Below are 23875 nucleotides of genomic sequence, written 5' to 3' on the forward strand. Positions count from 1 at the left end.
CCCTATGGATTTCGTCGTACCGCATGATCATCCCAGCCTGCCAGGGCACTTCCCGGGCCACCCGGTGGTGCCCGGCGTGGTGGTGCTGGACCACGTGTTGCAGGCCGTGGAGGCCGCGCACGGCGCGCGCGGGCCGCTGCGCCTGCCGCAGGTGAAATTCCTGCAGCCGCTGCTGCCCGGGCAGCCGGCGCGCGTGGAACTGGACGGGGCGGCGCCGCGCTGGCGCTTCCGCGTGCGCCGCGGCGAGGACCTGCTGGTCAGCGGCGAGCTGGTCGCGGGCGCGGCGCCATGAGCGCCAGCTGGAAGCACCGCCCGGAAGGCGGCGGCCGGTTCGCGCTGTGGCTGATCCGCAGCATCGCCCGCTACGGCGGCCGCGCCGTCGGGCGCCTGCTGCTGTATCCGATCACCCTGTATTTCCTGCTGGTGCGCGGCCCGGAGCGGCGCGACTCGCGCGACTACCTGAGCCGCGTGTTCGATCGCCCGGCCACGCTGCTGGACGTGGCCCGGCACATCCACACCTTCGCCTCCACCATCCTGGACCGGGTGTTCATGCTGTGCGGGCAGATGCATCGCTTCCAGGTCGACATCCAGGGCCTGGAGCAGCTGCACGCGCAGATGGACCGCGGCCGCGGCGTGCTGATCTTCGGCTCGCACCTGGGCAGCTTCGACGCGCTGCGGGTGCTGGCCACCGAGCGTCCCGACGTGCAGGTCAAGGTGGTGCTGGACAAGGCCCACAACCCGGCGATGACCGAACTGCTGGGCGCGCTGAACCCGCAGCTGGCGGCCAACATCATCGACGCCGGCATGGACAGCACCTCGATCGTCATGGCGATCAAGCAGGCGGCCGACGAAGGCGCATTGGTCGCGCTGCTGGTGGATCGCCCGCGCCCGGAAGACCCGGCGCTGCCGGCCGCGTTCATCGGCCAGGGCGCGATGTTCCCGACCTCGCCGTGGCTGATCGCCGCGGCGCTGAAGGTGCCGGTGGTGCTAGCGTTCGGCCTGTACCGCGGCGGCAACCGCTACCAGCTTGTGTTCGAGACGTTCAGCGAAGGCCTGGACCTGCCGCGGCGGCAGCGCGCGCCGGTGCTGGCAGCGCTCATCCGCGATTACGCCGCCAGGCTGGAACATTACACGCGCTCCGCGCCGTACAACTGGTTCAACTTCTACGATTTCTGGAACAACCGCCATGCCGATGCGTCGCACCTTGCCGTGGATGCTGATACTGCTGTGCAGCGCCGCACCGCTGTGCGCCGCGCCGCCTGAGCCGCTCGACCCCGACTGGATCCTGCAGAAGCTGGCGCGGCCGGCCCCGGTCAGCACCGATTTCGTCGAACTGCGCGGCTCGGCGCTGCTGAAGGCGCCGCTGCGGGTGCAGGGCCAGTACCGCCGCCCGGACAACGCCACCCTGGTGCGCGAAGTGACCGCGCCGTACCGCGAGACCACCACCCTGCGCGGCGGCGACGCCACCCTGGAGCGCGCCGGCAAGGCGCCGCGGCGCTTCTCGCTGGCGCGGGTGCCGGAACTGGCCGGCCTGCAGAACGGCTTCGGCGCGCTGCTGTCCGGCGACCGCGCACAACTGCAGCAGCACTACACGCTGAGCAGCAGCGGCACGCGCGAACGCTGGCAGCTGCAGTTGCAGCCCAAGGACGCGGCACTGGCCGCGCAGGTGCGCAGCCTGCGCCTGTACGGCCGCGGCGCCGAGCTGCGCTGCATCGAGACCACCCCGGCCAAGGGCGACGTGCAGCGCACGCTGCTGGCCGGCGCCGCGCGCGACGCGGCCAGCCTGGCCGAGACCGAGGCGCTGACCGCGCTGTGCCACGGCGACGCGCGTTGATGCCGCCCACCTGCGATAACGCGCGGCGGCCCGCGCCGCGCGCCGCCGCGTGCGCGGCCCCGGATCTGGACGTGCGGGCTCTTGTGTGGTCGCATCGATGACACGCCAACTGAGTTCGAAAGCGCGTATCTCGCTGGCGCTGCTGTGGCTGGCGTTGCTGGCCGGCGGCGGCTGGTGGCTGGGCAACGTGCTGCAGGTATCGGGCGACTTGCGCAAGTTCATGCCGGCCCGCGGTAGCAGGAGGCGGTTCGCATCGCCCGATGCCGCGCCCGCGGCCCCGGATCTGGACGTGTGGGCGCTTGCGTGGTCGCATCGATGAAACGCCAACTGAGTTCGAAAGCGCGTATCTCGCTGGCGCTGCTATGGCTGGCGTTGCTGGCCGGCGGCGGCTGGTGGCTGGGCAACGTGCTGCAGGTTTCAGGCGACTTGCGCAAGTTCATGCCGGCCCGCGGTAGCAGGAGGCGGTTCGTATCGCCCGATGCCGCGCCCGCGGCCCCGGATCTGGACGTGTGGGCGCTTGCGTGGTCGCATCGATGACACGCCAACTGAGTTCGAAAGCACGTATCTCGCTGGCGCTGCTGTGGCTGGCGTTGCTGGCCGGCGGCGGCTGGTGGCTGGGCAACGTGCTGCAGGTGTCGGGCGACCTGCGCAAGTTCATGCCCGAAGCCCAAACCCCCGCGCAGAAACTGCTGCTCGACGAACTCGGCGAAGGCCCGGGCTCGCGGCTGCTGCTGATGTCGCTGTCCGGCGCCGATGCGGCGACGCTGGCGCGGCAATCGCAGGCGATGCATGCGCAGCTGGCCGCGCAGCGCGACACCTTCGAGCTGGTCGCCAACGGCGCCGATGCCGGCCTGGACGCGATTCCCGAGCGGCTGCTGGCCTACCGCTACCTGCTCAGCGACAGCTTCGATGCGCACCCGTTGGATGCGGCGACGCTGGCCGACGCGCTGCAGGCGCGGCTGCAGGACCTGGGGTCGCCGGCTGCGGCGATGGTCGAGCCGCTGCTGCCGCGCGACCCGACCCTGGAAGTGCTGCACCTGGCCGAAAGCCTGCAACCGGCCGGCGGCCCGCAGCAGCGCGAAGGCGTCTGGTTCGACCGCGCCGGCAAGGACGCGCTGCTGGTCGCGCAGACCCGTGCCGCCGGTTTCGATCCGACCGGGCAACAGCGGGCGGTGGATGCGATCCATGCCGCCTTCGCCAAGGCCAGTGCCGGCAGCAGCAGCCGCCTGATCCTGACCGGGCCCGGCGCGTTCTCGGTGGAGATCGGCGGACGCACCCAGAACGAGGCGCAGTGGATCGGCGTGCTGGATACGCTGGGCCTGGTCGTGCTGCTGCTGGTCGCCTACCGCAGCTGGAAGATCCCGGTGCTCGGCGTGCTGCCGCTGGCCAGCGCCGGCCTGGCCGGACTGGGCGCGGTGGCGCTGCTGTTCGACGGCGTGCACGGCATCACCGTGGCGTTCGGCTTCACCCTGATCGGCGTGGTGCAGGACTATCCGATCCACCTGTTCAGCCATCAACGCCCCGGGCTGGACCCGCGCGCCAACGCGCGCCACCTGTGGCCGACGCTGGCCACCGGCGTGGTCTCCACCTGCATCGCCTACGTCACCTTCCTGTTCTCCGGCGTGGACGGCCTGCGCCAGCTGGCGGTGTTCACCATCGCCGGGCTGCTGGTGGCGGCGCTGACCACGCGCCTGCTGCTGCCGGCGCTGATCGATCCTTCGCCGCGCGACCATGCCGATTCGCCGGCGCTGGCGCGGCTATGGCGCGGCATCGCCCGCCTGCCGCGGCCGCGCTGGTCGCTGCTGCCGCTGGCGCTGGTCGCGGCGGCGGTGATCGCGTTCGCGCCGGGCCCGTTCTGGCAGAACGACCTGTCCAAGCTGACTCCGGTGCCGGCCGACGGCCTGGCCCGCGACGCGCACCTGCGCCAGGAACTGGGCGCGCCGGACGTGCGCTACGTGCTGGCGCTGCCGGCCGCGTCCGCCGACGCCGCGCTGGCCGCCTCCGAGCGGCTGCGTCCGCGCCTGGACGCGCTGGTGGCGCGCGGCGAACTGGCCGGCTACGACATGGCCGCGCGCTACCTGCCCAGCGCGGCGACCCAGCAGCGGCGCCAGGCGGCATTGCCCGACGCGGCGCAGGCACAGGCGCTGACCGCCGCCGCGGTCGCCGCCACGCCGTTCCGTGCCGACGCCTTTGCCCCGTTCCTGGCCGACCTGGCGCGCGCCCGCAGCGCGCCGCCGCTGACCGCGCGCGACCTGCACGGCACGCCGTTGGCGACCACCGTCGATGGCCTGCTGCTGGACCGTGCCGACCACGCCACCGCGCTGGTGTCGCTGACCGGTTTGCGCGATCCGGCTCTGCTGGCCGGCGCGGTGCAGGGCAGCGGCGCGCAGTTGCTGGACCTCAAGGACGCGTCCGAATCGCTGGTCGCCGCCTATCGCGGGCGCGTGCTCGGCGCGCTCGGCATCGCCGCGCTGCTGCTGGCGCTGACCGTGGCGATCGCGCTGCGCACGCCGCGCCGGATCGCGCGGGTGCTGCTGCCGATGGCGCTGACCACGCTGCTGATCCTGGCGATCCTGCGCGGCTGCGGAGTCGAACTGAACCTGTTCCACCTGATCGCGCTGATCCTGGCGGCCGGCCTGGGCCTGGACTACGCGCTGTTCTTCGACCACGCCGGCGACGACCGCGCCGACCAGCTGCGCACGCTGCACGCGCTGATCGTGTGCAGCCTGATGACGCTGCTGGTGTTCGCGCTGCTCGCCGCGTCCAGCATCCCGGTGCTGCGCGCGATCGGCAGCACCGTGGCGCTGGGCGTGCTGTTCAACTTCGTGCTGGCGCTGCTGATCTCGCGCGAGACCGCCAGCGATACGCCGGCCGTGGCGCACCGGGAGCACGCCGCATGAGCGCGCTTGCGCGCGGACGCGCCGCGATCGCGGCGCTGGTGCCGCACCAGGGCCTGATGTGCCTGTGGGAAGAAGTGGTCGCCTGGGACGCGCAGCGCATCGTGCTGCGCAGCCACGCGCATCGCGAACCCGGGCATCCGCTGCGCAGCGGCGGCCGCCTGCGCGCGCTGCACCTGTGCGAGTACGGCGCGCAGGCGATGGCGGTGCACGGTGGCCTGCTCGGCCGCGCCAGCGGCAAGCCGGTGCGCCCGGGCATGCTGGTCGCGCTGCGCGGCGTGCAGCTGCACGTGGGCGATCTGCACGACCTGCCGGAGGCGATCGAGTGCGAGGCCGAGGTGCTGCTGCAGGCCGAGGACAGCCAGCAGTACGGCTTCCGCATCGTGCATGGCGCGCAGCTGCTGGCCGAAGGCCGCGCCACGGTGATGCTGGGCGCGGCGTAGCGGCGCGCACCACCGAGCATGCATGCTGGGAACATCCCATGAAGGCGCTGAGAGCACCGAAACCGGGCGATCTTTTCTATATTCCCGCCCTCGATGCCGCCGATGCGCCGGGCTTCGTGATCGCGCGCTACATCGAGTTCATGCCGCCCGCGCTCGGTCATCTGGTCGAGGTGTTCGCTGATTTCCATACGCGGATCCCGGCATCCATCACCCAGGTGGATACGTCGCGCCGGCTGTTCAGGCCGATCTTCTGCAGCCTGCGTTTCTCGGCCCTGCCACGCTGGAAGATCCTTTTCAGCGATCCCCGATACACGCGATCCGACTCCCGCTACGAGGAGATCCAATTCGCTTTCGGAACGGACATCTGGAGCGGAGGGCATAGCCATCCGGCGCGCGCGGATCGGCGTTCGGGTGTCGAACCGTCCATCTGCTGGCGGATGGACCACCTGGTATTCCGCGTGATCGCGCACTTGCGCGGGGCGATCGCCGAACACGCATGCATGGAGTACGCCGCGCTGCCGGAGGACTTGCGCGTCGACAACGACGTCGCGTTCGAACGTGTGAAGAGTGCGGCGGCCAGCATGCAGAAGCTGTTCGGCAGCAAATGAAGATGCATCCGGCCGGTCGGCATCGAGCGGCGCGCGTGGCTGCTCACTGCGCCTGCGCGTCGAAGTAGGCCTCCCAGGACCGGGGCGAGGCCTGCAGCGCCGCAGCCTTGGCGAAATACAGCGATGCGTGTCTGCGCCCGGCGCCGTTGCGCAAGGCCACGCCGAGGTTGAAGCAAGTGTTGCGGTCGCGCGATCCGCGCTTGAGCGCCTGCCGCAGCACCGATGCCGCTTCGTCGTGGCGGCCCAGGTCGCACAGCACCGTGCCCAGGCCGGTCAGCAGCTCGGGATCGTGCGGCTGCGTGCGCAGCGCGTCGCGCAGCAGCGCTTCCGCCTCGGCCAGGTTGGCGTCCCAGCGCTGCGGTTGCTGGTAGATCGCCTGCACCAGCGAACGGGCGCGAAGGAGGGCGTTCATCGGGTGATTCCTGAAAGTGGCGTGCGTCGATCGCGACAGGCGCGGCTGGCGCGGTCGCGGGGCATGCTACGTCCGCCGCCATCGTGCTGGCAAAGCGCTGCGCCGCCTGCGCGCGCCGGCGCGTTGCCCGCTACTGACCAGGCCCTCGCCGTGTTCTACGATGTTGCGTCCTGCAACGACGCAATACGGAGCACGTGCGCATGACCGATCCTTCGACGAAACGCCGGGCCCTGGTCACCGGCGGGAGCGGCGACCTGGGCGGGGCGATCTGCCGGCGCCTGGCCGCCGACGGATTGCACGTGATCGTGCATGCCAACGGCAACCTGGCCCGCGCCGCGGCGGTGGTGCAGGACATCGCCGCCGCCGGCGGCAGCGCCGAGCCGGTGGCGTTCGACGTGGCCGACGCCGATGCCAGCGCCGCGGCGCTGGCCGCGCTGCTGGAGGCCGGGCCGATCCAGGTGGTGGTCAACAACGCCGGCATCCACGACGACGCGCCGATGGCCGGGATGCGCGCGGCGCAGTGGCACCGGGTCATCGACGTGTCGCTGCACGGCTTCTTCAACGTGACCCAGCCGCTGCTGCTGCCGATGGCGCGCACGCGCTGGGGCCGCATCGTCAGCGTCTCGTCGGTGGCGGCGGTGCTCGGCAATCGCGGGCAGACCAACTACGCCGCGGCCAAGGCCGCGCTGCACGGCGCCAGCAAATCGCTGGCGCGGGAGATGGCCAGCCGCGGGATCAGCGTCAACGTGGTCGCGCCCGGGGTCATCGAGGGTGCGATGGCCGGCGAGGCGTTCGCGCCGGAGGCGATCAAGCAACTGGTGCCGGCCGGCCGCCCCGGCAAGCCGGAGGAGGTCGCCGCGCTGGTGGGCTTCCTGTGTTCGGACGCGGCCGGCTACGTCAACGGCCAGGTGATCGGCATCAACGGCGGCATGGGCTAGGGCGTGTCATCCATCCCGAGCAGCTCGCGCCACTGCCGTGCATGCGTGTTCACGCCAGCGCTGACGCGGCAGCGTGCACGCGCAAGCGTGGCCCTGCGGGTTGGGCCTGTCAGGCCGCCAGCCGGCACCGCGCGGCTTGACCTGACCGCCGGTCAGGCGCTGCGCCACGCAGCACCGGCTGGCGACCTGACAGACCCAACGCGACCTACTCGGGAATGGATGGCACGCCCTGGCGGCGCGGCACTTGGAATGCGGGCGGGGCGGGCCTATAGTCGGGCCATGTCCGCCGTGCCTGCCACCAAGAAGCGCCCCAGCCGGGTCCCGGGCGGCACGGTCGCGACCGTGTCCCAGCTCAAGGACCGGACCTACGCCGTGTTCACCGGGTCGGGCGTGCGCGTGGACCTGCAGGCGTTCTTCAACAGCGAGTCCGGGCGCCAGGCAGTGAGCAAGGTGGCGCGCACGGTGCGCGGCCGCGTCGAGGCCAAGCGCGCCAAATAGCCGCAGGGGCAAGGAATGCCTTTCAACCAATTGCTGTTGCCGCTGATCGGCGGCTATCTGTTCGTCAACTTCACCTTCATCACCTCCTACTGGGCCTCGCGCCAGGGCAAGGAGCAGCTGCTGATGGCCTCGGCGCTGGTCGGCATCGTCGCGCTGGCGGCGGCGCGGGTGCTGGCGGTGCTGCTGATGGCCACCGCGTGGGGCCGCGAGGCCTGGCAGTTGCTGCATCTGGTCGCGCCGTATCCGGGCATCGGTACCGCCTTGCTCGCCTTCCTGATCTGCCTGGCGCTGCGGGTGTGGATCAACTGGTTCTGGCCGCGCGACGAGGCGGCGCTGTGGCTGTACGGCACCGGCACCTACAACAGTCTGGAGCGCTTGTTCTTCCTCAGCGTGCTGCGCGTGGAGCAGGTCCGCACCCGCGGCTTCGTCGCCGAACTGGCGCTGCGCATGCTGTGGCATCCGCCGTTGCGCCTGGGCCGCTGGCTGTCGCGCCTGCTGGCGCCGCGCGCGGCGTCGGACCAGGCCGGGGCGGAGGCGCACCCGGCCGACCGCCTGGACGCGCTGGAGACCAGCGACGGCCTGCTCGCGCCGGTGCCGGTGCTGCTGTCGCTGAAGGATCGCAAGGTCTATGCCGGCTGGCTGGAATGGATCCCGCCGCTGCGCGCCGACGCCTCGCCGTACCTGCGCCTGATCCCGGTGTGGAGCGGCTACCGCGATGCGCAGACGTTGCGGGTGGTGGTGACCGAGAACTACTCCGAGGACATCTTCTCCGGTTCCGAGCTGCCGGCGGCGAAGGTGATCTCCACCGGCGATATCGCCAATGCCAGCCTGTTCGATCCGGACGTGTTCGATCGCTTCGGCAGCGAGCCGGCGGAGGCGGAGCAGGGCGAATCGGATCCAGACGCCGCGCCGCAAGCGCCGCGCCCGCGCACCGCCGACGCGGAGTGAGCGCGCCTGTCGCCCGCGCGCGACGCGGCGAGTGCCGGTAGAGCGACGGTCAAAGGCCGTGGCGCTTCACGTGGCGGGCGCCGCCGGTCTCCATCGCCGGACCCTGCGCCGTCCCGGCACGGCGCGCGGACCTCACGCGGCGCGCGCGTACCAGCTGTCGGCCAGCGAGCTCTCGCCGTCCAGCGTATCGGCGAGCAGCGCGTCCAGGCCGTGGTCGTCGATCTGCGGATGCTGCGCGCGCGCCTGGTCCAGCACTTCGCGCGCCAGCCAGCCCATCCGCGCGACGTTCTCGCGCACCCGCGCCAGGAACGCCGCGTCGTCCAGTTCGTCGCGCAGTGCCGCGTTGAGCTGGTGGAACCAGCCGATCAGGTACTGGTCGAGCAGCCGGCCATCGGCCTGCGGCCGGTCCTGCGCGTCGTTGTGGCGGCCCCAGTCGCGCAGCAGCGCCTGCATGCCCAGGTTGAGCTGGCGCGCGTGCGTGAAGTCCGGGCGCAGCCGGCCCAGCATGGGCAGGTCGGCGATGCGGTCGGAGAAGTACAGCGGCGCCAGCAGCGCCCAGTAGTAGGTGTAGTCCCAGATCACCTTGACCGGCATCACCTGCGCATCGCCGAACAACGGGTACTGGTCCTGGTACAGGGTCAGGGTGTTCTCGTAGAACGAGAAATACAGCTGCTGGTACAGCTCGGCGTAGGGCGCGATGTTGCGGCCGGCGCGTTCGAGCCCGATCAGTTCGCAGATGTAGGTGTTGGAGATGGCGATGAAGTCGCTGCCCGGCGAATAGAACGGGTCCAGGAACACCCCGGCCTCGCCGGTCAGCGCCCAGCGCTGCGCCGAGAACACCTGCTTGCAGCCGTAGGAGAACTTGCGCAGGAACAGGAAATCCTGCAGCGCGTGCTGGCTCTGTTCGAGCGTGCGCGCCACCTGCGGCTGGTGCTCGTGCAGCCAGGCCATCGCTTTTTCGTGCGTATTCATCGTCTCCAGCGGATGCATCGCCGCATCGCAGACGATGCCCAGCGAATGCGCGCCGGAGGACAGCGGGATCAGCCAGAACCAGTAGCCAGGCCCGCACATGTGGTTGGTCGAGCGCCAGCGGTCCGGCGGCGTGCAGCGCTGCAGCCAGGCGCTGTCCTGCGACCAGCCGTTGGGGTCGACCAGTCCGTCCACCCGCCACCACACCGCATTGGCGTTGTGCGCGTTGTCCTGGGCCAGGCCCAGCTTGCGCTTGAGCAGGCCGGCGCGGCCGCTGGCGTCCACCACCCAGCGCGCGCGCAGCGTGGCGGCGGCGCCGTCGCGCTCGTAGCGCACCTGGTGGTCGGCGTCGTCCTCGGCCAGGTCGATGCCGCGCACCGTGCAGCCGTCGATGAATTCCACGCCCAGCGCGCGTGCGCGCTCGCCGAGGAAGTTCTCGAAGCGGCCGCGGTCGATCTGCCACGACGGCGTCGGCAGCAGCTGGCTCACGCCCAGTTCGGTGCAGCGGTCGATGTCCTCGCGCCCCTCGGAGAAGAAGAAGCGGAAGCCGAACTTGCGGATCTGTTCGGTTTCCAGGTGCTCGCGCAGGCCGAGCACGTTGGCGAAGTAGTGCGCGCCGATCTCCACCGAGGATTCGCCGACCTTGAACGCGGCCTCGCGCACCGGGTGCACGCGCCGTTCCAGCACGCTGATGCGCAGGTCGGGGTCGCGCTGGCGCAGTTGCAGGGCCAGGGTCAGCCCGGCCAGGCCGCCACCGGTGATCACCACGTCCGCATGCCGCTCGTTCATGTCGTTTCTTCCTTGCCGAAAGGGGAGGGCACCTTGGAAAACTCGCCGGCCGTGTCGTCGATCAGCACCGGGTTGGCGCGGACGCGGCGGTATTCGCGCAGCACGTGGCCGTACTTGCACACCTGCACGACCACGTGCGAGGTGATCTTCCACAGGTCGCGGACCAGGCGGAAATGGCTCTTGCGGAACTGGCAGGTCGGGTTGGCATAGCGCGTCTCGATCGGCACCGCGACCACCCGCGCGCCGGCTTGGCGCGCGGCGGAGATCAGCAGCTGCGCCTCGAACACGAAGCCCTCGCCGGGGACGTCGGGCAGGGTGAACACGGCCTGCGGGTACAGGCGCTGCCCGCTCTGGCTGTCGACCAGCTGGAAGCCGCAGGCCCAGGCGATGCCCCAGTCGCCGAAGTCGTTGCCGATGCGGCGGATGGTCGGCTGGCTGGCGCGCTTGCGCAGCCGCGCGCCGACGATCACGCAGCCGGGATGGCGATTGGCCGCAGCCAGCAGGCGCGGGAAATCGGCGGCGCTGTGCTGGCCGTCGCCGTCCATCGTCATCACCGCGCGCACGCCCTGGCGTTGCGCTTCGGCGAAGCCGCTGCGCAGCGCGGCGCCCTTGCCGCGCCGCTGCGGATGGCGGATCAGCGTCACCGGCAGATCGGCGATGCAGTCGCTGGTACCGTCGTCGGAGCCGTCGTCGACCACGATCACCCGCGGGCAGTGCGCCAGCGCATCGCCGACCACTTCGCGGATGCGCAGCGATTCGTTCAGCGCCGGGATCAGGATCGCGGCCTCGTCGGCGCGCAGCGGGATGCGGCTCATGCCGTCAGCTCCACGACCAGGCAGCGGCCGCCGCCGGCGTCGAGCACGCAACCGCCGGCGCCGGCGGCCAGTACGTCGAACAGCGGCAGCATCGGCGCCATTGCGTTGCCGGCGGCATGCCGCGCTAACGCGCCGTTGCCGACGTCGGCTGGGCCGTCGCCCAGGTGCACGCGCAGGCGCGGCTTGCCCGGCAGCGCCGCGGCGCCGAGCACCAGCGCGCCACCGAGCAGGCCTTCGCTGTGCGAGACGCGGCCGAGCGGGCCGACCGCGCGGCTGTCGTAGCCGGCCAGCAGCACCGCCGCCTCGCCGGCGGCCAGTTGCGACAGCGCTTCCAGCAGGCCTTGCGCGAAGCTGGCCTGGTGCGCGCTGATCGCGGTCGCCGCGGCGGTGGCGCCGGCGCCGATGGTCCAGTAGCCGGCGGCGGCGTTGTGCACCGAGTTGTGGAACTTGGTCGGCGAGATCGCCAGCGGATCGTCGGCCAGCGTGGCGCACATGTAGTCGGTGATCGCCAGGTCGCCATGGGTGGAGGTGAACACCGACGGCAGCGTGGAAGGATCGCGGCCGGCGTCCTGGCACGCGGCCAGCGCCACTTCCAGCGACACCGCCACGGTATCCGGCGCGCGCCGCCGCTCGTTGGCCGCCAGCAGCTGCGACGCCGGCCGCGCCGGCGTTTCGAGCGTGCCGCCGCTGCCGGCGGCGAAGGCGCGCGCCGCCTCCCAGGTCGGCAGGCCTGTGGTCCAGAAGCCGATGCCTTCGATGGTCGCGGTCAACATCGGCGTGCTCATGCGCGGCCGAACAGCAGCGAGCAGTTGTTGCCGCCGAAGCCGAAGGAATTGTTCATCGCGTAACGGACCTGTGCGTGGGCATTGGCGAAGCGGATCTGCGGACCGCACTCGGGATCGGGCTGGTCGCTGTTGAGGGTGCCGGGGAGCAGGCCCTCGCGCAGCGCGAGCAGCGCGAACACCGACTCGACGATGCCGGCCGCGCCCAGCGTATGCCCGGTCCAGGCCTTGGTCGAACTGGCATGCAGGGTGGCCGGGAACAGCGCCGCCACCGCGGCGGCCTCGATGCTGTCGTTGGCCGGCGTGGCGGTGCCGTGCAGGTTCAGGTAGCCGACCTCGGCGGCGTCCACGCCGGCCCGCCGCAGCGCGGCGCCCATCGCCAGGCGCGCGCCGAGCCCCTGCGGGTGCGGTGCGGACATGTGGTGCGCATCGCTGGATTCGCCGTAGCCGCGCAGCACCGCCAGCGCCGGCGGCGCATCGGCCGCGTCGGCGCGTTCCAGCAGCGCATAGCCGCCGGCTTCGCCCAGCGACAGCCCGACCCGGCGCACGTCGAACGGCCGGCACGGCTCCGGCGACACCAACTGCAATGCGTTGAAGCCGAACAGCACGCTGCCGCACAAGGTGTCCACGCCGCCGACCAGGGCCGCATCCACCACCCCGGCGGCGATCAGCCGCGCCGCCTGCGCGAACACCTTGGCGCTGGACGAACAGGCGGTGGCGACGGTGATGCACGGGCCGCGCAGGCCGGTGGCCTCGCGCACGAAATCGCCGAGCGAATGCGGCGTGTGCACGATCGGCCGTTGCAGGTCCGCGGGAAAACACGCGCCCTCGGCGTCCTGGTCGAGCCTTGTATAGGCCTCTTCGCTGGCGCCGATGCTGGAGGTGGAGGTGCCCATCACCACCGCCACGCGCTCGGCGCCGTGGCGCTGCGCGGCGGCGGCGACCGCCTCGCGCAGGCCGTCCTGCTGCAGCGCCAGCCACGCCAAGCGGTTGTTGCGGCATTCCCATGCGGCCAGCGCCGGCGGCAGCGGCAAGGTCTCCAGCGCGTCCACCCGGCCGATCCAACAGGGCAGCGGCTGCGCGCCGAAATCGTTGCGGCGCAGACCGCTGCGGCTGTTGCGCAACGCCGAGGCCTGGGCCTGCAGTCCGCTGCCGAGCGCGGTGGTCGCGGTGTACGCACGAATTGCGACGGGTGCCATGCGGGGCGACGGGGGCGCTTCGGTCACGCGATATTCCGTAGAGGAGGGATCGCAGGAGTATATCGGCGCGGTCCGCAAAGCCGTGAAGCGCACGCCGCGCTGAACGTGAACAGGCATGGCGCATGCATTTATAAATGCAACGCGCGGCGCGCGCTTTCGCCGCTGGCGCATTTCCTCCACAATCGCTTGCCTTTCCACGCCAGGCGCACGCCACGGGCATGCAAGCCTACGTCTACAAAAGCCAACGCAAGCCGGACACCTACCTCTACCTCGCCAAGCGCGACGACTTCGGCTGCCTGCCGCAGGCGCTGCTGGCGTCGCTGCAGCCGCTGGCGTTCGTGCTCGAAGTGGCGCTGACCGCCGAGCGCACCCTGGCCCGCACCGATCCCGCGGCGGTACGCGCGAATCTGGCCGGCTGCGGCTTCCATCTGCAATTGCCGCCGCTTCCCGACGGCCGGACCGATCCGACACGATGACCGACTCCCCCTTCCGCGCGCGCGCTCCCTGGATCGCCGCAGCGCTGGGCGCGCTGCTGGCGCTGGTCGCCGGGATCGGACCGTTGGCCGCGGCGCTGGGCGCCTGGCTGGCGCAGCCGGCGTTCGCGCTGGCGCTGTCCTGGCAGCGCGGCAGCCGGCCGCGGCCGGCCAGCGTGCAGGCGCTGGGGCGGGACCTGCTGCCGTTGCTGGCGCTGTGGGCCGGCGGGCTGGGCCTGGTCGCGCTGCTGGTGGCGTGGCCGCTGGCGGCGCTGCGCGACAGCGGCAGCCTGGCCGCCGCATTGGCGCTGAGCGTGGCCGCCAGCGCGGCGCTGCTCGGGCTGTGGCGCACCTGGCCGCTGTGGCATGGCAGCGAATGCGAGGGCGGCCCGCTGGGCGCGCGCTGGCATGCGCTGGCGCAGCAGGACGTGCAGGCCTGGCGCGGTCTGGCGGTGGCGGCGCTGGTGCTGGTGCTGGCCGGCGTCGGCGTGTTGCTGGCCTGGCCGGGCCTGCTGGCCGCTGCCGCGCGCTGGCCGCTGGCGCTGGCCTATGCGCTGCTGTCGCCGCTGCTGCATGGCGTGCTGCAGCGCGTGGCCGCGCCGCAGGCGCTGGCGCTGCCGGCGTCCTCGGCGGACCTGTTCGCCGAACTGAGCGCGGCCTCCGCGCCGCGCGAGGACGAGGCGGCGCCCGCGCCGGACGAACTGCATGCGGCGCTGTACGACGCCGCGCGCGGCGGCCGCGTCGATCGCGGGCTGCAGTTGCTGCAGGCCGGTGCCGATCCGCACGCGCTGCCGGCGCCGGACTGGCGCGACCAGCGCAGCCTGCCGGTGCTGGCCGCGGTGCTGCCGGACCTGCGCCTGCTGCGCGAGCTGATCGTGCGCGGCGTCGACGTCAACCAGCCGCACCTGGGCATGACCCCGTTGCTGGCCGCGACCCGCGACAGCTGGCACGGCCGCCCCGAGGCGGTGATGACCCTGCTCGCCAACGGCGCCGATCCGCGCGCCAGCGACGGCGACGGCAACACCCCGCTGCACCACGCCGCGCGCAGTTCCGATCCGGGCGTGGCCGCGTTGCTGCGCGACGCGGCCGCCGAACTGGACGCGCTCAACCGCGATGGCCTGACCCCGCTGGCGGTGGCCTGCCACGTCGGCAACTGGCGCATGGCCAAGTTCCTGCTCGAGCGCGGCGCCAAGCCGGAACCGGCCGAGGGCAGCCCGGTGCTGCTGGCCGCGGCCGGCACCGAGGAAGACGACCCGGCCGGCGTACAGCTGCTGCTCAAGCACAAGGCGCGGGTCGACGCGCGCGACCGCCAGCGCCGCAGCGCGTTGCACGAGGCGGCGCAGGCCGGGCACGTGGAGATCGTCGACGCGTTGCTCGGCGCCGGCGCCAACCTGGAAGCGCGCGATGCGCTGGGCCGCACGCCGTGGCTGGAAGCCGCGCGCCATGGCCGCGTCGCGGTGCTCGAACACCTGCTGCCGCACAAGCCCGACCTGACCGCGGTTGATGGCGACGGCCGCAACGCGGTGCTGCTGGCCTGCACCGCCGACCAAGTCTCGCCGGGCCTGATCCGGCGCCTGCTGGAGCTGGGCATCGCCGCTGCGCAGCCGGACCAGGGCGGACGCCGCGCGGTCGACCTGGCCGCCGAGGCCGGGCGCTGGGCGATCGTGTCCGCGCTGGATCCGGACTACCCGCTGCCGGCCGCGGTCAGCGACGGCCAGGGCGAGGTCGGCAGCGCCAGCCTGCCCGACCGGCCGCCGCTGGAACTGCTGCGCGAAGGCCTGCAACTGGGCCAGCGCGACGGCCTGGCGGCGCTGGCGCGGCTGTGCGCGGCCGAGGAACTGGGCGTACTGCTGCACGATCCGCATCTGGCGCTGAATCCGCAGGCGGTGGACTGGCTGCTGGCGCACGGCGCCGCGCCGGAGGTGCTGGACGCCTGTGGCGACACGCCGATGTTCGCGCTGCTCGCGCGCGGCGTGGAAGCGGTGCCCAGCCTGCAGGCGATGCTGCGCCAGGGCGTGTCGCCGGCCGGCGGCGGCGGCCTGACCCGGCTGCTCGCCGCATGCGCCCAGCACGACCACGCCTCGCGCGCGCTGGAGCAGTTCGCGCTGGACCTGCTCGACCGCGGCGCCGACCCGTTCGCGCCGTCGCCGGCCGGCGATCCGCCGCTGTCGCTGGCGGTGCGCCTGGGCTGGCTGCGCCTGCAACTGCACCTGCTCGAACGCGGCGCCGACCGCGAGGCGCGCGACAGCCACGGCATGACCGCGCTGCACCTGGCCGCCGCGCTGGGCCGCGAGGCGTCGCTGAAGCTGCTGATCCAGCAGGGCGCCTCGCCGGAAGCGCGTGCCGCCGACGGGCAGACGCCGCTGGGCGTGGCCCTGGCCAGCGGCCGCCGCGACCTGGCCGACTGGCTGGACTGGCGGATCTGGCCGTTGCCGCGGCGCCCGCTGCGCGAGGCCGACCTGCCGGCCGCAGCGATGGTCGGCGACGCCGACGCGATCCGCCGCCTGATCGACCTGGGCCTGCCCGTCGATGCGGTCGACGCGCAGGGCTGCACCGCGCTGCTGCGCGCCGCCGGCGGCGGCCATGCCGCGGCGGTGGGCCTGCTGCTGGCGCGCGGCGCCAACCTGCAGCATGCCGCGGCCAGCGGCGCCACGCCGTTGTCGGCGGCGGTGAGCATGCGCCAGACCGACATCGTCGCCGCGCTGCTGGCGGCCGGCGCACAGATCGAGCACCGCCTGCCCGGCGGCGTCACCGTGCTGATGCTGGCCTGCGCGCTGGGCCTGCCGGACATCGCCGCACGCCTGCTGGCCGCCGGCGCCGACGTGCATGCCGGCGACGCGCAGCAATTGGCGCCGCTGCATTGCGCCGCGCTGTACGGCTTCACCGCGCGCGACAAGTCGCGCCTGCTGGCGCTGCTGGACACCTTGCTGCTGGCCGGGGCCGAACCCGACCGCAGCGCCGCCGGCGGGGTGACCCCGCTGCTGCTGCTGCTCGGCGCGCGCGCCGAACCGGGCACCGCCTGCGAAGAGCCGGTGGTGCTGGCAGGCGTGGAGCGCCTGCTCGACGAAGAGGTGAGCCTGGACGTGCAGGACCCGCGCGGCTTCGGCCCGCTGCACCTGGCCGCGCTGCACGGCCTGCCGCTGCTGGTGCAGCGCCTGCTGCGCGCCGGCGCCGATCCGGATCTGCGCGATACCTTGAACCGCCCGCCGCGCGAGATCGCGGTGATGCGCGGCTTCGTCGACGTCGCCGGCCAGTTCCAGCCGGCGCTGCCGGGCGTGTCCTCGATGGCCCGCTTCCTGCGCGAAAGCCGCTAGCGGTTGTCCATGCGGTGCGTACGCATGCGCGCTGGCGACGGGCGCTGGACGCCGCGCGCCGGCCGCTGTCCGGTTTGTTCTGCGCGCCACCCGACAAGCGCAACCCCGGCAACCCGTGCTTCGCGATGCGACCGCCACTGCAATGATCGCGCGGCGTCGCTTCCGCGCTGCGCCTAAAAGTGCCCGCGCATGGCGGGCCGATCGATCTTCCAGAACGTGCGCGGGAGGCTTCCCTCCCGCGCCCGCCGGCGCGGCGGCGAACGGCGCCGCCGCTTGCCGCTTACTGCCGCGCCACCAGGGTCAGGCCGCTGTAGCTGCCGGACAGGCGCAGGTAGTACGTGCCTGCGCTGGACGGGGTGACGCGGATCGTCTGGGTGGTGCCGGCACGCACCGAGCGTGCGTCGTAGCTGCCGCTGCTCGGCGTCTTGCCGGCCGCCGCGTAGAGCGCGACAGTGCCGCTGCCGCCGAAGGTCATGAAGCTCACCGCCTTGCCGGCTTCGGCCTGGAAGCTGTACAGCCCGTCGCCGCCCTGGCTGCTGAGGTTGCGCAGCTCGACCTTGTTGCTGAGGGTCTTGGTCGGCGGAACGCAGCTGCTGTCCGAGGGATCGCACGGCGGTGTCGTCGCCATCTGCAGCAGCATGTCCACGTCCAGGATGCCGGCGCCGATCGGCGTGCTGGTCGGGATCGCCACCGGGAACGGACGCGCGCTGGCGCGCAGCAGGTCGCGCATGCCGCTCCAGGTGAACGGGGTCTTGGCCACGCTCTGCACCATCGCCACCGCCGCGGCCACGTGCGGCGAGGCCATCGAGGTGCCGGCCATGCCGCCGATCTGCCAATCGCCGGTCGGGGCCTGCGTACTGGCATTGACCACCTGGAAGATGTAGCCGTTCGGATTGCCGTCGACGCCGCCGCCGCCGCCCGGTGCGGCGATGTCCACGCGCGTGCCGTAGCTGGAGTAGCTGGCGCGACCGCCATTGATGCGCGTGGCGCCGACGCTGATCACGCCGTTGCAGGAGGACATGGTGTAGGTGCCGGCGTCGGCGTTGGAGTTGCCGGCGGCGACCACGATGATGCTGCCGGCGGCGTTGATCTGGTCGATCGCGTCCTGATACAGCTGCGGGCAGCTCTGCGGCCCGCCGCTGCCCAGGCTCATGTTGATCACTTCGGCCGGGTTCGGGTTGGCCGGCAGGCCGTCCACCGGCAGGCCGGCCGCCCACAGCATGCCGTCGGCGATGTCGCTGCCGAAGCCGCCGCACGCGCCGAGCACGCGCACCGGCACGATCTTGGCGTCGTGGGCCAGGCCGGCGGTGGCCAGGCTGTTGTTGGTGACCTGGGCGATGGTGCCGGAGACGTGGCTGCCGTGCCAGGAGCTGGCTTCGGCCTGGTTGCCGGGGGCGCCGAGCGCGACGCAGTAGTCGGCATCGACCCAGTCGCCCAGGTCGAAACCGCCGGGCGCGCGGCCGTCGCTGTCGCGGCGCGAGACGCGGCGGTCGGTGATCATGTCGTAGCCGGGCAGCACGTTGGCGGCCAGGTCGGGGTTGTCCTTGACCACGCCGGTATCGACCACCGCCACCACCACGCCCTGGCCGGTGGAGCGGGTCCAGGCCTGCTCGGCGTTCACCCCGCCGACCGCATCGTGGAAGTTCCACTGCAGTTGGGCGTAGGCCGGATCGTTCGGTGTGGTGGCGGCCAAGGCGGTGGCGCGCGGCAAGGTCACGCGTGCTTCGTCCAGGCGCCGGTACAGGCGGTCGACCTGCACCGACTGCACCGACGGATCGGCCTTGAGTTCGGCGACGAACGCGGCGCGCTCGCTGTCGTCGAGGTGGCGCGAGGTCTGCACCACGTGCCAGCCGGGCACGGCCATGTCGCGCAACACCTTGGCGCCGACCGCGCTGCGCGCCGGTGCGCCGGCCGTGGCCGCGCGGGCGCGCTGCATGCCGCTGCGCGCGACCGCGGTGGACAGCGTGCTGTCGAGCGAGCGCCGCGCCTGCGTGCCGGTCTCGCGGGTCTTGACGATGAAGCGCTGGCCGCTGTCCAGCGTCTGCGCCGACTGCGGCACCGCCTCCTGCACGCCGCCACGGCCGATGACGGGAGAGGCCGCCTGTGCGCCGTTGGCGAGCAGGGCGGCGGCGAGAGCGGCGGCGAGTTTGCTGTAAGAAATCATCTGCAGATCCTAGAAACCAAGAAGAGAGAAAAGGAAACGTGCGGCGCGTGCGGTGCCGCGCGGCGTCACAGGTCCAGGCCCACGCCGATGCCGGCGGAGGATTCGCCACCGCTGAACGAGCCGCCCAGGCTGAACGAGGCGCGCGTGCCGAGCTTCTTGGCGTAGCCGATCGACAGCGCCTGCTCGCCGCCCTGGAAGCCGGCGCCGAGCGACACGCGCCCGCGCGGGCTTTGCGTGCCGGCGGCGTTGATCGCCATGTTGAGCATCGCCGCGCTCATCGCGCCCAGCCGGTCCATGCGCCGATCCATGCCGTCCAGGCGATGCTCGGTGTCGGTACGCAGCTGGTTGAAACTGTCGTCGAGCGCGGTGACGCGGGTGTTGGTGTAGGCGTTGGCGCTGCTCAGCGTGGCGCTGTCGCCGGAACGCATCTGCGCCACGTTGGCCGCATCGGTGCCGGCGCTGCCGGCGGCGACGTTGGCGATCTGGCGCTCGTTGCCGCTGCTGCCGACCGAGACCGTGTTGGCGCGGTCGGCGACCGAGCCCTGGCCCAGCGCGACGGCGTTGGCGGCCGTGGCCGAGGCGCCTTGGCCCAGCGCGGTGGTGGACGCGGCGGAGGCGCTGGCGCTCTCGCCGACCGCCACCGCATTGGTCGCGACCGCGGCGATGCGGGCGTTGGCGCCGACCGCGGTGCTGCCGTCGGCGTTGACCTTGGCGTTGGCGCCGATCGCGGTGTCGTTGGGGCCGTAGGCCAGCGATTCGGCGCCCAGCGCCAGCCCGTTGTCGCCGTTGGCGGTGGCGCCGGAGCCCACCGCCACGGCGTTGGTACCGGTGCCGGTGCTGGGGGGCGTGACGTCGCCGCCGCCGATGCTGACCCCTTGGCCGCCGCCGGAATTGGCGATGGCGTTGATGCGGGTGTCGAAGCCGGTCAGTGCCGTGTCGAACGCGCCCATCGCCGAGCCCAGGTCGTTATAGCGCGTGCCCTGTACCAGATAGCTGCCGCCGATCAGGTTGCCGTTGGCATCCACCATGCTGCCGGCGCCGAACGCGCTGGCCACGCCGCGCAGCTGCGCCAGGTTGACCGCATCGGTATCGGTGGTGCCGGCGGCCAGGTTGGTGAGCTGGCGCTCGGCGCCGGCGTGGCCGATGGACACGGTGTTGTCGCGCTCGGCGACCGCGCCGGCGCCCAGCGCCACGCTGCTGTTGGTGATCAGCTGCACATCGTTGACGAAGGTGGAGTTGCCGACCCGCGCACCGGCGCCGATCGCGATCGACTGGTCGCCATAGACGTCCGCGCCGGTGCCCATGGCGATGCTGTCGTTGAAGAGGATCGGGGTGTCGCCCCAGAAATTGCCGTTCCAGACCATCGCCTTGCCGATGGCGATGCTGCGGGTGCCGCCGGCCCAGGCGCCGCTGCCGAGGGCGGTGGCGTCCTGCTGCAGCGCCAGTGCGGAATACCCGACCGCGGTGGCGTTTTCCGCCTGCGCGAAGGCCTGTGCGCCGACGGCCAGGCCGCGATCGCTCAGCGCCCGCGCGCCATTGCCCACGGCGGTCGCCCATTCGCCGGTCGCCTGCGTCTGCGCGCCCAGCGCGACCGCAGCATATTTGTTGGCGGTGGCGCTCTGGCCTACCGCGACGGTGCGTTCGGAACTGGCCTCGGCCAGCACGCCGACCGCGGTGGAACTGTAGGCGGTGGCCATCGCGCCGCCGCCCACCGCGGTGGACATCGGGCCGGTGGCCTGGGTGGCCTGCAACTGAATTCCTTCCGCGCCCAAGCCGTCTTCGCCCACGTCGACGATGCCGCCGATGGCGACGCTGGAGCGGTCGCTGGCGATCGCGCCGGCGCCGGCGGCCAGGTTGTACTTGCCGCTGGCCTGGGCGCCGGCGCCCAGCGCGGTCGCGGCCATGCCGGAGGCGGAGGTCTGCTGCAGGATGACCGCGCCGGAGGGCTGGTAGGAGAAGTCCAGGTCGAGCACGCCGCCGACCGCGGTGGTGGAGACTTCGGTGGCCAGGCTGTTGTGGCCCACCGCCAGCGCCTGGTTGGCGTAGCTGACCGCGCCGGCACCGAGCGCGACGGTGCCGGTACCGACCGCCGAGGCGGCCTCGCCTGCGGCCAGCGCCTCGTCGCCGTCGGCGTAGGCGCCGGCGTTGCTGCTGTCGCTGCCGGTGGCCTGGAAGTAGAGGGCGGTGTCGCCGCTCGCATCCGCGGGCACCGCGTCCGCGTCGGTCGGCGCCGCATCGGCGGTCGCAACCGAAGTCGCAGCCGGGGCGGCGGCCGGCACCGCGGGCGGGGCGGTGGCGGCCTGCGCCAGCGACGACGTCGCCAGGCACAGCGCGCAGGCAAGCGCCAGCGCGCTACGGGCGCCAGTGCGCGAAACCGCGGGCGCGGCATGGCCGATCGGGCGATAGGCGGCGGTGCCGCGTATGGTCGTGCATTCGTTCATGGCGATCTCTCGGTGCTGAGGCGGTGGACAGGAGGCGACGTCAGCGGCGCGCAGGCGCGCCGCTTCGGGATCGGTGGTGTTGGGATGCGCCGCTGACCCTGGGCACGCTCCGTACAGCGAACTTATGCGCGGCGTCATTTACTTGTCACCCGCAAGTTCTCGCACGATCATCACCGGGTTCTCACCGAGTCGAGTGGGATGGGGAGCGCATTCGGATGGTGAGGGCGTTGTTGAACTGGTTCGACCGGGCGCCGGTCGTGGACGAGGTGGACCGGCGCAACGTGCGCGTGATCCAGCTGTTGCTGCTGTTCCTGGCGATCACCATTCCGGCCACGTTCGCCGTCGCGCTGCCGCTCGCCTGGCCGCAGCTGCGTGGACACGCGGTGCCGCCGGGCATGGTGGTCTCGCTGGCGATGAGTCTGCTGATCGCGGTGTGCGCCGCGATCGGCTTCGTACGCGTGCGCCGCGGCGCGCTGCGCGCCGGCGTCGGGCTGCTGCTGGCCGCGATGCTGGCGTCGCTGCTGGTCAATGCCGCGGTCAACGGCCTGCAGCGCCAGTTGCCGGATCAGCTGGCGCAGATGCTGGTGCTGATCCTGGCCGGGCTGGTGCTCGGGCGCCGCGCGCTGTGGATCACCTTCGGCGCGCTGCTGCTGATGCTGGGCGTGGGCGTGGGCCACGATGCGCTGCTGGAATTCGTCGACGAGCCGGCGCGCGCGTTCTACAACCTGCCGTCGGTGCTGTTCAGCTATCTGCTGGTGACGCTGCTGCTGGACCGCACCACCGAAGCGCTACGCGAGAGCCTGCGCGAATCCAATGCGCGCGGCCAGCGCCTGCAGCAGGAAATGCTCGAGCGCGAGCGGGCGCAGGCGCAGCTGATCCATGCGCAGAAGCGCGAGATCGTCGAGCGCATGGCCGGCGGCCTGGCGCACGATTTCAACAACGTCCTGGCGGTGATCGTCGGCTTCTCCGCCGCGCGCCACGACGACGACGCCGGCAGCGACGGCGAGCGCGTCGCGCAGCTGGAAGGCAGCCTGGCGTCGGTGGAGGAATCGGCGCGGCGGGGCATGGCCGTCATCCGCCGGCTGCTGCGCTTCAGCCGCCGCGATGGCGAACAGGCCGAGGACTTCGACGCCGCGGCCGCGATCGAGGCGCTGCAGCCGATGCTGCGGCAACTGCTGGAAGCGCGCATCGTGCTGCGCTGCGCCTTGCCCGCGGCGCCGGCGCCGATCCACCTGGATCGCAGCCAGTTCGACCTGATGCTGCTCAACCTAGCCAGCAACAGCCGCGACGCCATCGCCGACCGCGGCCATCTGGACATCGCCGTGCGCAGCGAAGAGGCGTGGACGATCATCGAGGTCGCCGACGACGGCCACGGCATGCCGGCGGACGTGGTGGCGCGGGTGTTCGAGCCGTTCTACAGCACCAAGCCCGCCGACAGCGGCACCGGGCTGGGCCTGGCGGTGGTGCGCGACCTGGTGGTGCGCAACGGCGGGCACATCGAGGTGCACAGCGAGGTCGGCGCCGGCACCCGCTTCCGCATCGCCCTGCCGCGCGTCGGCGCGGCGGCCGCGGCTCAGCCGGCCGGGTCGAAGATGTAGCCCTTGCCGTGTACCGCCGCCAGCGGCAGCGCGACGCCGCAGCGGCGCTGCGCCTTGGCGCGCAGGCGGTGCACCATCGAATCCAGCCGATGCGCATCGAAGTCGTACACGCGGTCGGTGAGCGCGGCGATCAGCGCCTCGCGCGCCACCAGCAATCCGGGCTGCTCCAGCAGCCGCAGGCACAGGCGCCGTTCGCTGCCGGTCAGTGCCGCCGCCGTTCCCGTGGGCGCCAGCAGGCACCAGCCGTCCTCGCTCACTTGCCAGCGCCCGCGCGCCGGCGCCGCCGGTGCGCGCGCACCCAGGCGCCGTGCCAGGCTGTGCAGGGTGGCGGCCAGCAGGTCGATCTCCACCGGCTTGGCCAGGTAGGCGTCGGCGCCCCCGGTCAGGCCGCGCACCCGGTCCTCGGTCTGGCCCAGGCTGGTCAACATGACGATGCCGAGCTCGGGGTAGCGTTGGCGCAGCGCGCTGGCCAGGGTGAAGCCATCGGTGTCCGGCAGCCCGACGTCGAGCACCACGATGTCGGCGCCGTCTTGCTGCAAGCGCGCCTCCAGGCCCGCCCCGGTCCCGTAGCCGGCGGTCTCGAAGCCGAAGCGGCGCAATCCCGGGATCAGGATGCGGTCGCGTAGCGTCGGATCGTCCTCCAGGAGCAGGACGCGCAGGGCGGTGGCAGCGGTGTCGGCATTCATGCGCCGGCGCAGTGTAGCCGCAGCGGCCGGCGTGCGCTCGCCGGCCCGGCGCGTGCGGGTACTTACG

22 protein-coding genes are annotated in these 23875 nt (G+C 72.5%); 14 read left to right on the plus strand and 8 right to left on the minus strand.

Annotation, left to right across the window (positions count from 1 at the left end; translation table 11 throughout):
- Nucleotides 1-4: 4 nt before the first annotated feature.
- The 8 genes from NUG20_RS01345 (at nt 5) to NUG20_RS01380 (ending at nt 5782) form a co-directional block, all read left to right on the plus strand.
- Nucleotides 5-292: an ApeI family dehydratase gene (locus tag NUG20_RS01345; RefSeq protein WP_263396683.1), complete on the plus strand. Its 288-nt coding sequence runs from the start codon at nt 5-7 to the stop codon at nt 290-292.
- Nucleotides 289-1263: a lysophospholipid acyltransferase family protein gene (locus NUG20_RS01350; RefSeq protein WP_263111449.1), complete on the plus strand. Its 975-nt coding sequence runs from the start codon at nt 289-291 to the stop codon at nt 1261-1263. Before NUG20_RS01345 ends, NUG20_RS01350 begins: the two co-directional genes overlap by 4 nt.
- Nucleotides 1187-1834, plus strand: a complete 648-nt coding sequence (locus tag NUG20_RS01355; RefSeq protein WP_317852733.1) for a LolA-related protein — start codon at nt 1187-1189, stop codon at nt 1832-1834. Before NUG20_RS01350 ends, NUG20_RS01355 begins: the two co-directional genes overlap by 77 nt.
- Before the next feature lie 97 nt (nt 1835-1931).
- Entirely contained in the window at nt 1932-2153 is a 222-nt protein-coding gene (locus NUG20_RS01360; RefSeq protein WP_263396684.1) for a hypothetical protein, read from the plus strand.
- A complete protein-coding gene (locus NUG20_RS01365; protein WP_263396685.1) occupies nt 2150-2371 on the plus strand; it encodes a hypothetical protein in 222 nt (73 codons plus the stop codon). Before NUG20_RS01360 ends, NUG20_RS01365 begins: the two co-directional genes overlap by 4 nt.
- On the plus strand, nt 2368-4734 hold the full coding sequence (locus NUG20_RS01370; RefSeq protein WP_263396686.1) for an MMPL family transporter: 2367 nt from the start codon (nt 2368-2370) through the stop codon (nt 4732-4734). The genes NUG20_RS01365 and NUG20_RS01370 overlap by 4 nt, the downstream gene beginning before the upstream one ends.
- The gene (locus NUG20_RS01375) at nt 4731-5174 is read left to right on the plus strand and encodes a hotdog family protein (protein WP_263396687.1); all 444 of its coding nucleotides are present in this window, start codon (nt 4731-4733) and stop codon (nt 5172-5174) included. Before NUG20_RS01370 ends, NUG20_RS01375 begins: the two co-directional genes overlap by 4 nt.
- A gap of 38 nt (nt 5175-5212) precedes the next feature.
- Nucleotides 5213-5782 (plus strand): hypothetical protein, encoded by a 570-nt coding sequence (locus tag NUG20_RS01380; RefSeq protein ID WP_263396688.1) that lies wholly within the window; start codon nt 5213-5215, stop codon nt 5780-5782.
- Between the two features lie 43 nt (nt 5783-5825).
- On the opposite strand, the gene NUG20_RS01385 is transcribed toward NUG20_RS01380, so the two are convergent.
- Nucleotides 5826-6194 (minus strand): tetratricopeptide repeat protein, encoded by a 369-nt coding sequence (locus tag NUG20_RS01385; RefSeq protein WP_263396689.1) that lies wholly within the window; start codon nt 6192-6194, stop codon nt 5826-5828.
- 200 nt (nt 6195-6394) lie between these two features.
- On the opposite strand from NUG20_RS01385, the gene fabG reads away from it, so the two are divergent.
- The 3 genes from fabG to NUG20_RS01400 all read left to right on the plus strand — a co-directional run bounded on the left by fabG (nt 6395) and on the right by NUG20_RS01400 (nt 8578).
- On the plus strand, nt 6395-7132 hold the full coding sequence (fabG, locus tag NUG20_RS01390) for a 3-oxoacyl-ACP reductase FabG (protein ID WP_263396690.1): 738 nt from the start codon (nt 6395-6397) through the stop codon (nt 7130-7132).
- A 279-nt stretch (nt 7133-7411) separates the two neighbouring features.
- On the plus strand, nt 7412-7630 hold the full coding sequence (locus NUG20_RS01395; protein WP_263396691.1) for a hypothetical protein: 219 nt from the start codon (nt 7412-7414) through the stop codon (nt 7628-7630).
- A 15-nt stretch (nt 7631-7645) separates the two neighbouring features.
- Complete coding sequence (locus NUG20_RS01400; RefSeq protein WP_263396692.1) at nt 7646-8578, plus strand: hypothetical protein; 933 nt, start codon at nt 7646-7648, stop codon at nt 8576-8578.
- Nucleotides 8579-8710: 132 nt separating this feature from the next.
- On the opposite strand, the gene NUG20_RS01405 is transcribed toward NUG20_RS01400, so the two are convergent.
- Genes NUG20_RS01405 through NUG20_RS01420 form a run of 4 tightly spaced genes read right to left on the minus strand, consistent with a single transcriptional unit; the run spans nt 8711 to nt 13132 of the window.
- Nucleotides 8711-10336: an NAD(P)/FAD-dependent oxidoreductase gene (locus NUG20_RS01405; protein WP_263396693.1), complete on the minus strand. Its 1626-nt coding sequence runs from the start codon at nt 10334-10336 to the stop codon at nt 8711-8713.
- Nucleotides 10333-11151 carry a glycosyltransferase family 2 protein gene (locus NUG20_RS01410; RefSeq protein ID WP_263396694.1) on the minus strand — a complete coding sequence of 273 codons (819 nt, stop codon included), beginning with the start codon at nt 11149-11151 and terminating at the stop codon, nt 10333-10335. The genes NUG20_RS01405 and NUG20_RS01410 overlap by 4 nt, the downstream gene beginning before the upstream one ends.
- Complete coding sequence (locus NUG20_RS01415) at nt 11148-11924, minus strand: beta-ketoacyl synthase chain length factor (RefSeq protein ID WP_263396695.1); 777 nt, start codon at nt 11922-11924, stop codon at nt 11148-11150. Before NUG20_RS01415 ends, NUG20_RS01410 begins: the two co-directional genes overlap by 4 nt.
- Nucleotides 11925-11932: 8 nt before the next feature.
- Entirely contained in the window at nt 11933-13132 is a 1200-nt protein-coding gene (locus NUG20_RS01420; protein ID WP_263398591.1) for a beta-ketoacyl-[acyl-carrier-protein] synthase family protein, read from the minus strand.
- 218 nt (nt 13133-13350) lie between these two features.
- Here NUG20_RS01420 and NUG20_RS01425 point away from each other — a divergent pair, with 218 nt between their 5' ends.
- Together NUG20_RS01425 and NUG20_RS01430 are read left to right on the plus strand one after the other, a co-directional pair.
- Complete coding sequence (locus tag NUG20_RS01425; RefSeq protein WP_263398592.1) at nt 13351-13608, plus strand: YcgL domain-containing protein; 258 nt, start codon at nt 13351-13353, stop codon at nt 13606-13608.
- A complete protein-coding gene (locus NUG20_RS01430; RefSeq protein ID WP_263396696.1) occupies nt 13605-16919 on the plus strand; it encodes an ankyrin repeat domain-containing protein in 3315 nt (1104 codons plus the stop codon). Before NUG20_RS01425 ends, NUG20_RS01430 begins: the two co-directional genes overlap by 4 nt.
- A 280-nt stretch (nt 16920-17199) precedes the next feature.
- Here the strand turns inward: NUG20_RS01430 and NUG20_RS01435 are convergent, their stop codons facing one another.
- Both NUG20_RS01435 and NUG20_RS01440 read right to left on the minus strand, forming a co-directional pair.
- A complete protein-coding gene (locus tag NUG20_RS01435) occupies nt 17200-19083 on the minus strand; it encodes a S8 family serine peptidase (RefSeq protein ID WP_263396697.1) in 1884 nt (627 codons plus the stop codon).
- A gap of 65 nt (nt 19084-19148) precedes the next feature.
- Complete coding sequence (locus NUG20_RS01440; RefSeq protein WP_263396698.1) at nt 19149-21524, minus strand: YadA-like family protein; 2376 nt, start codon at nt 21522-21524, stop codon at nt 19149-19151.
- Between the two features lie 230 nt (nt 21525-21754).
- Between NUG20_RS01440 and NUG20_RS01445 the strand changes: the two genes are divergently transcribed.
- Nucleotides 21755-23122 (plus strand): sensor histidine kinase, encoded by a 1368-nt coding sequence (locus tag NUG20_RS01445; RefSeq protein WP_263396699.1) that lies wholly within the window; start codon nt 21755-21757, stop codon nt 23120-23122.
- Here NUG20_RS01445 and NUG20_RS01450 read toward each other — a convergent pair.
- The gene (locus tag NUG20_RS01450) at nt 23098-23808 is read right to left on the minus strand and encodes a response regulator transcription factor (RefSeq protein WP_263396700.1); all 711 of its coding nucleotides are present in this window, start codon (nt 23806-23808) and stop codon (nt 23098-23100) included. The genes NUG20_RS01445 and NUG20_RS01450 overlap by 25 nt on opposite strands.
- Nucleotides 23809-23875 lie beyond the last annotated feature (67 nt).

It is taken from the genome of Xanthomonas sp. CFBP 8443, from assembly GCF_025666195.1.
In the GTDB taxonomy this organism is placed as follows: domain Bacteria; phylum Pseudomonadota; class Gammaproteobacteria; order Xanthomonadales; family Xanthomonadaceae; genus Xanthomonas_A.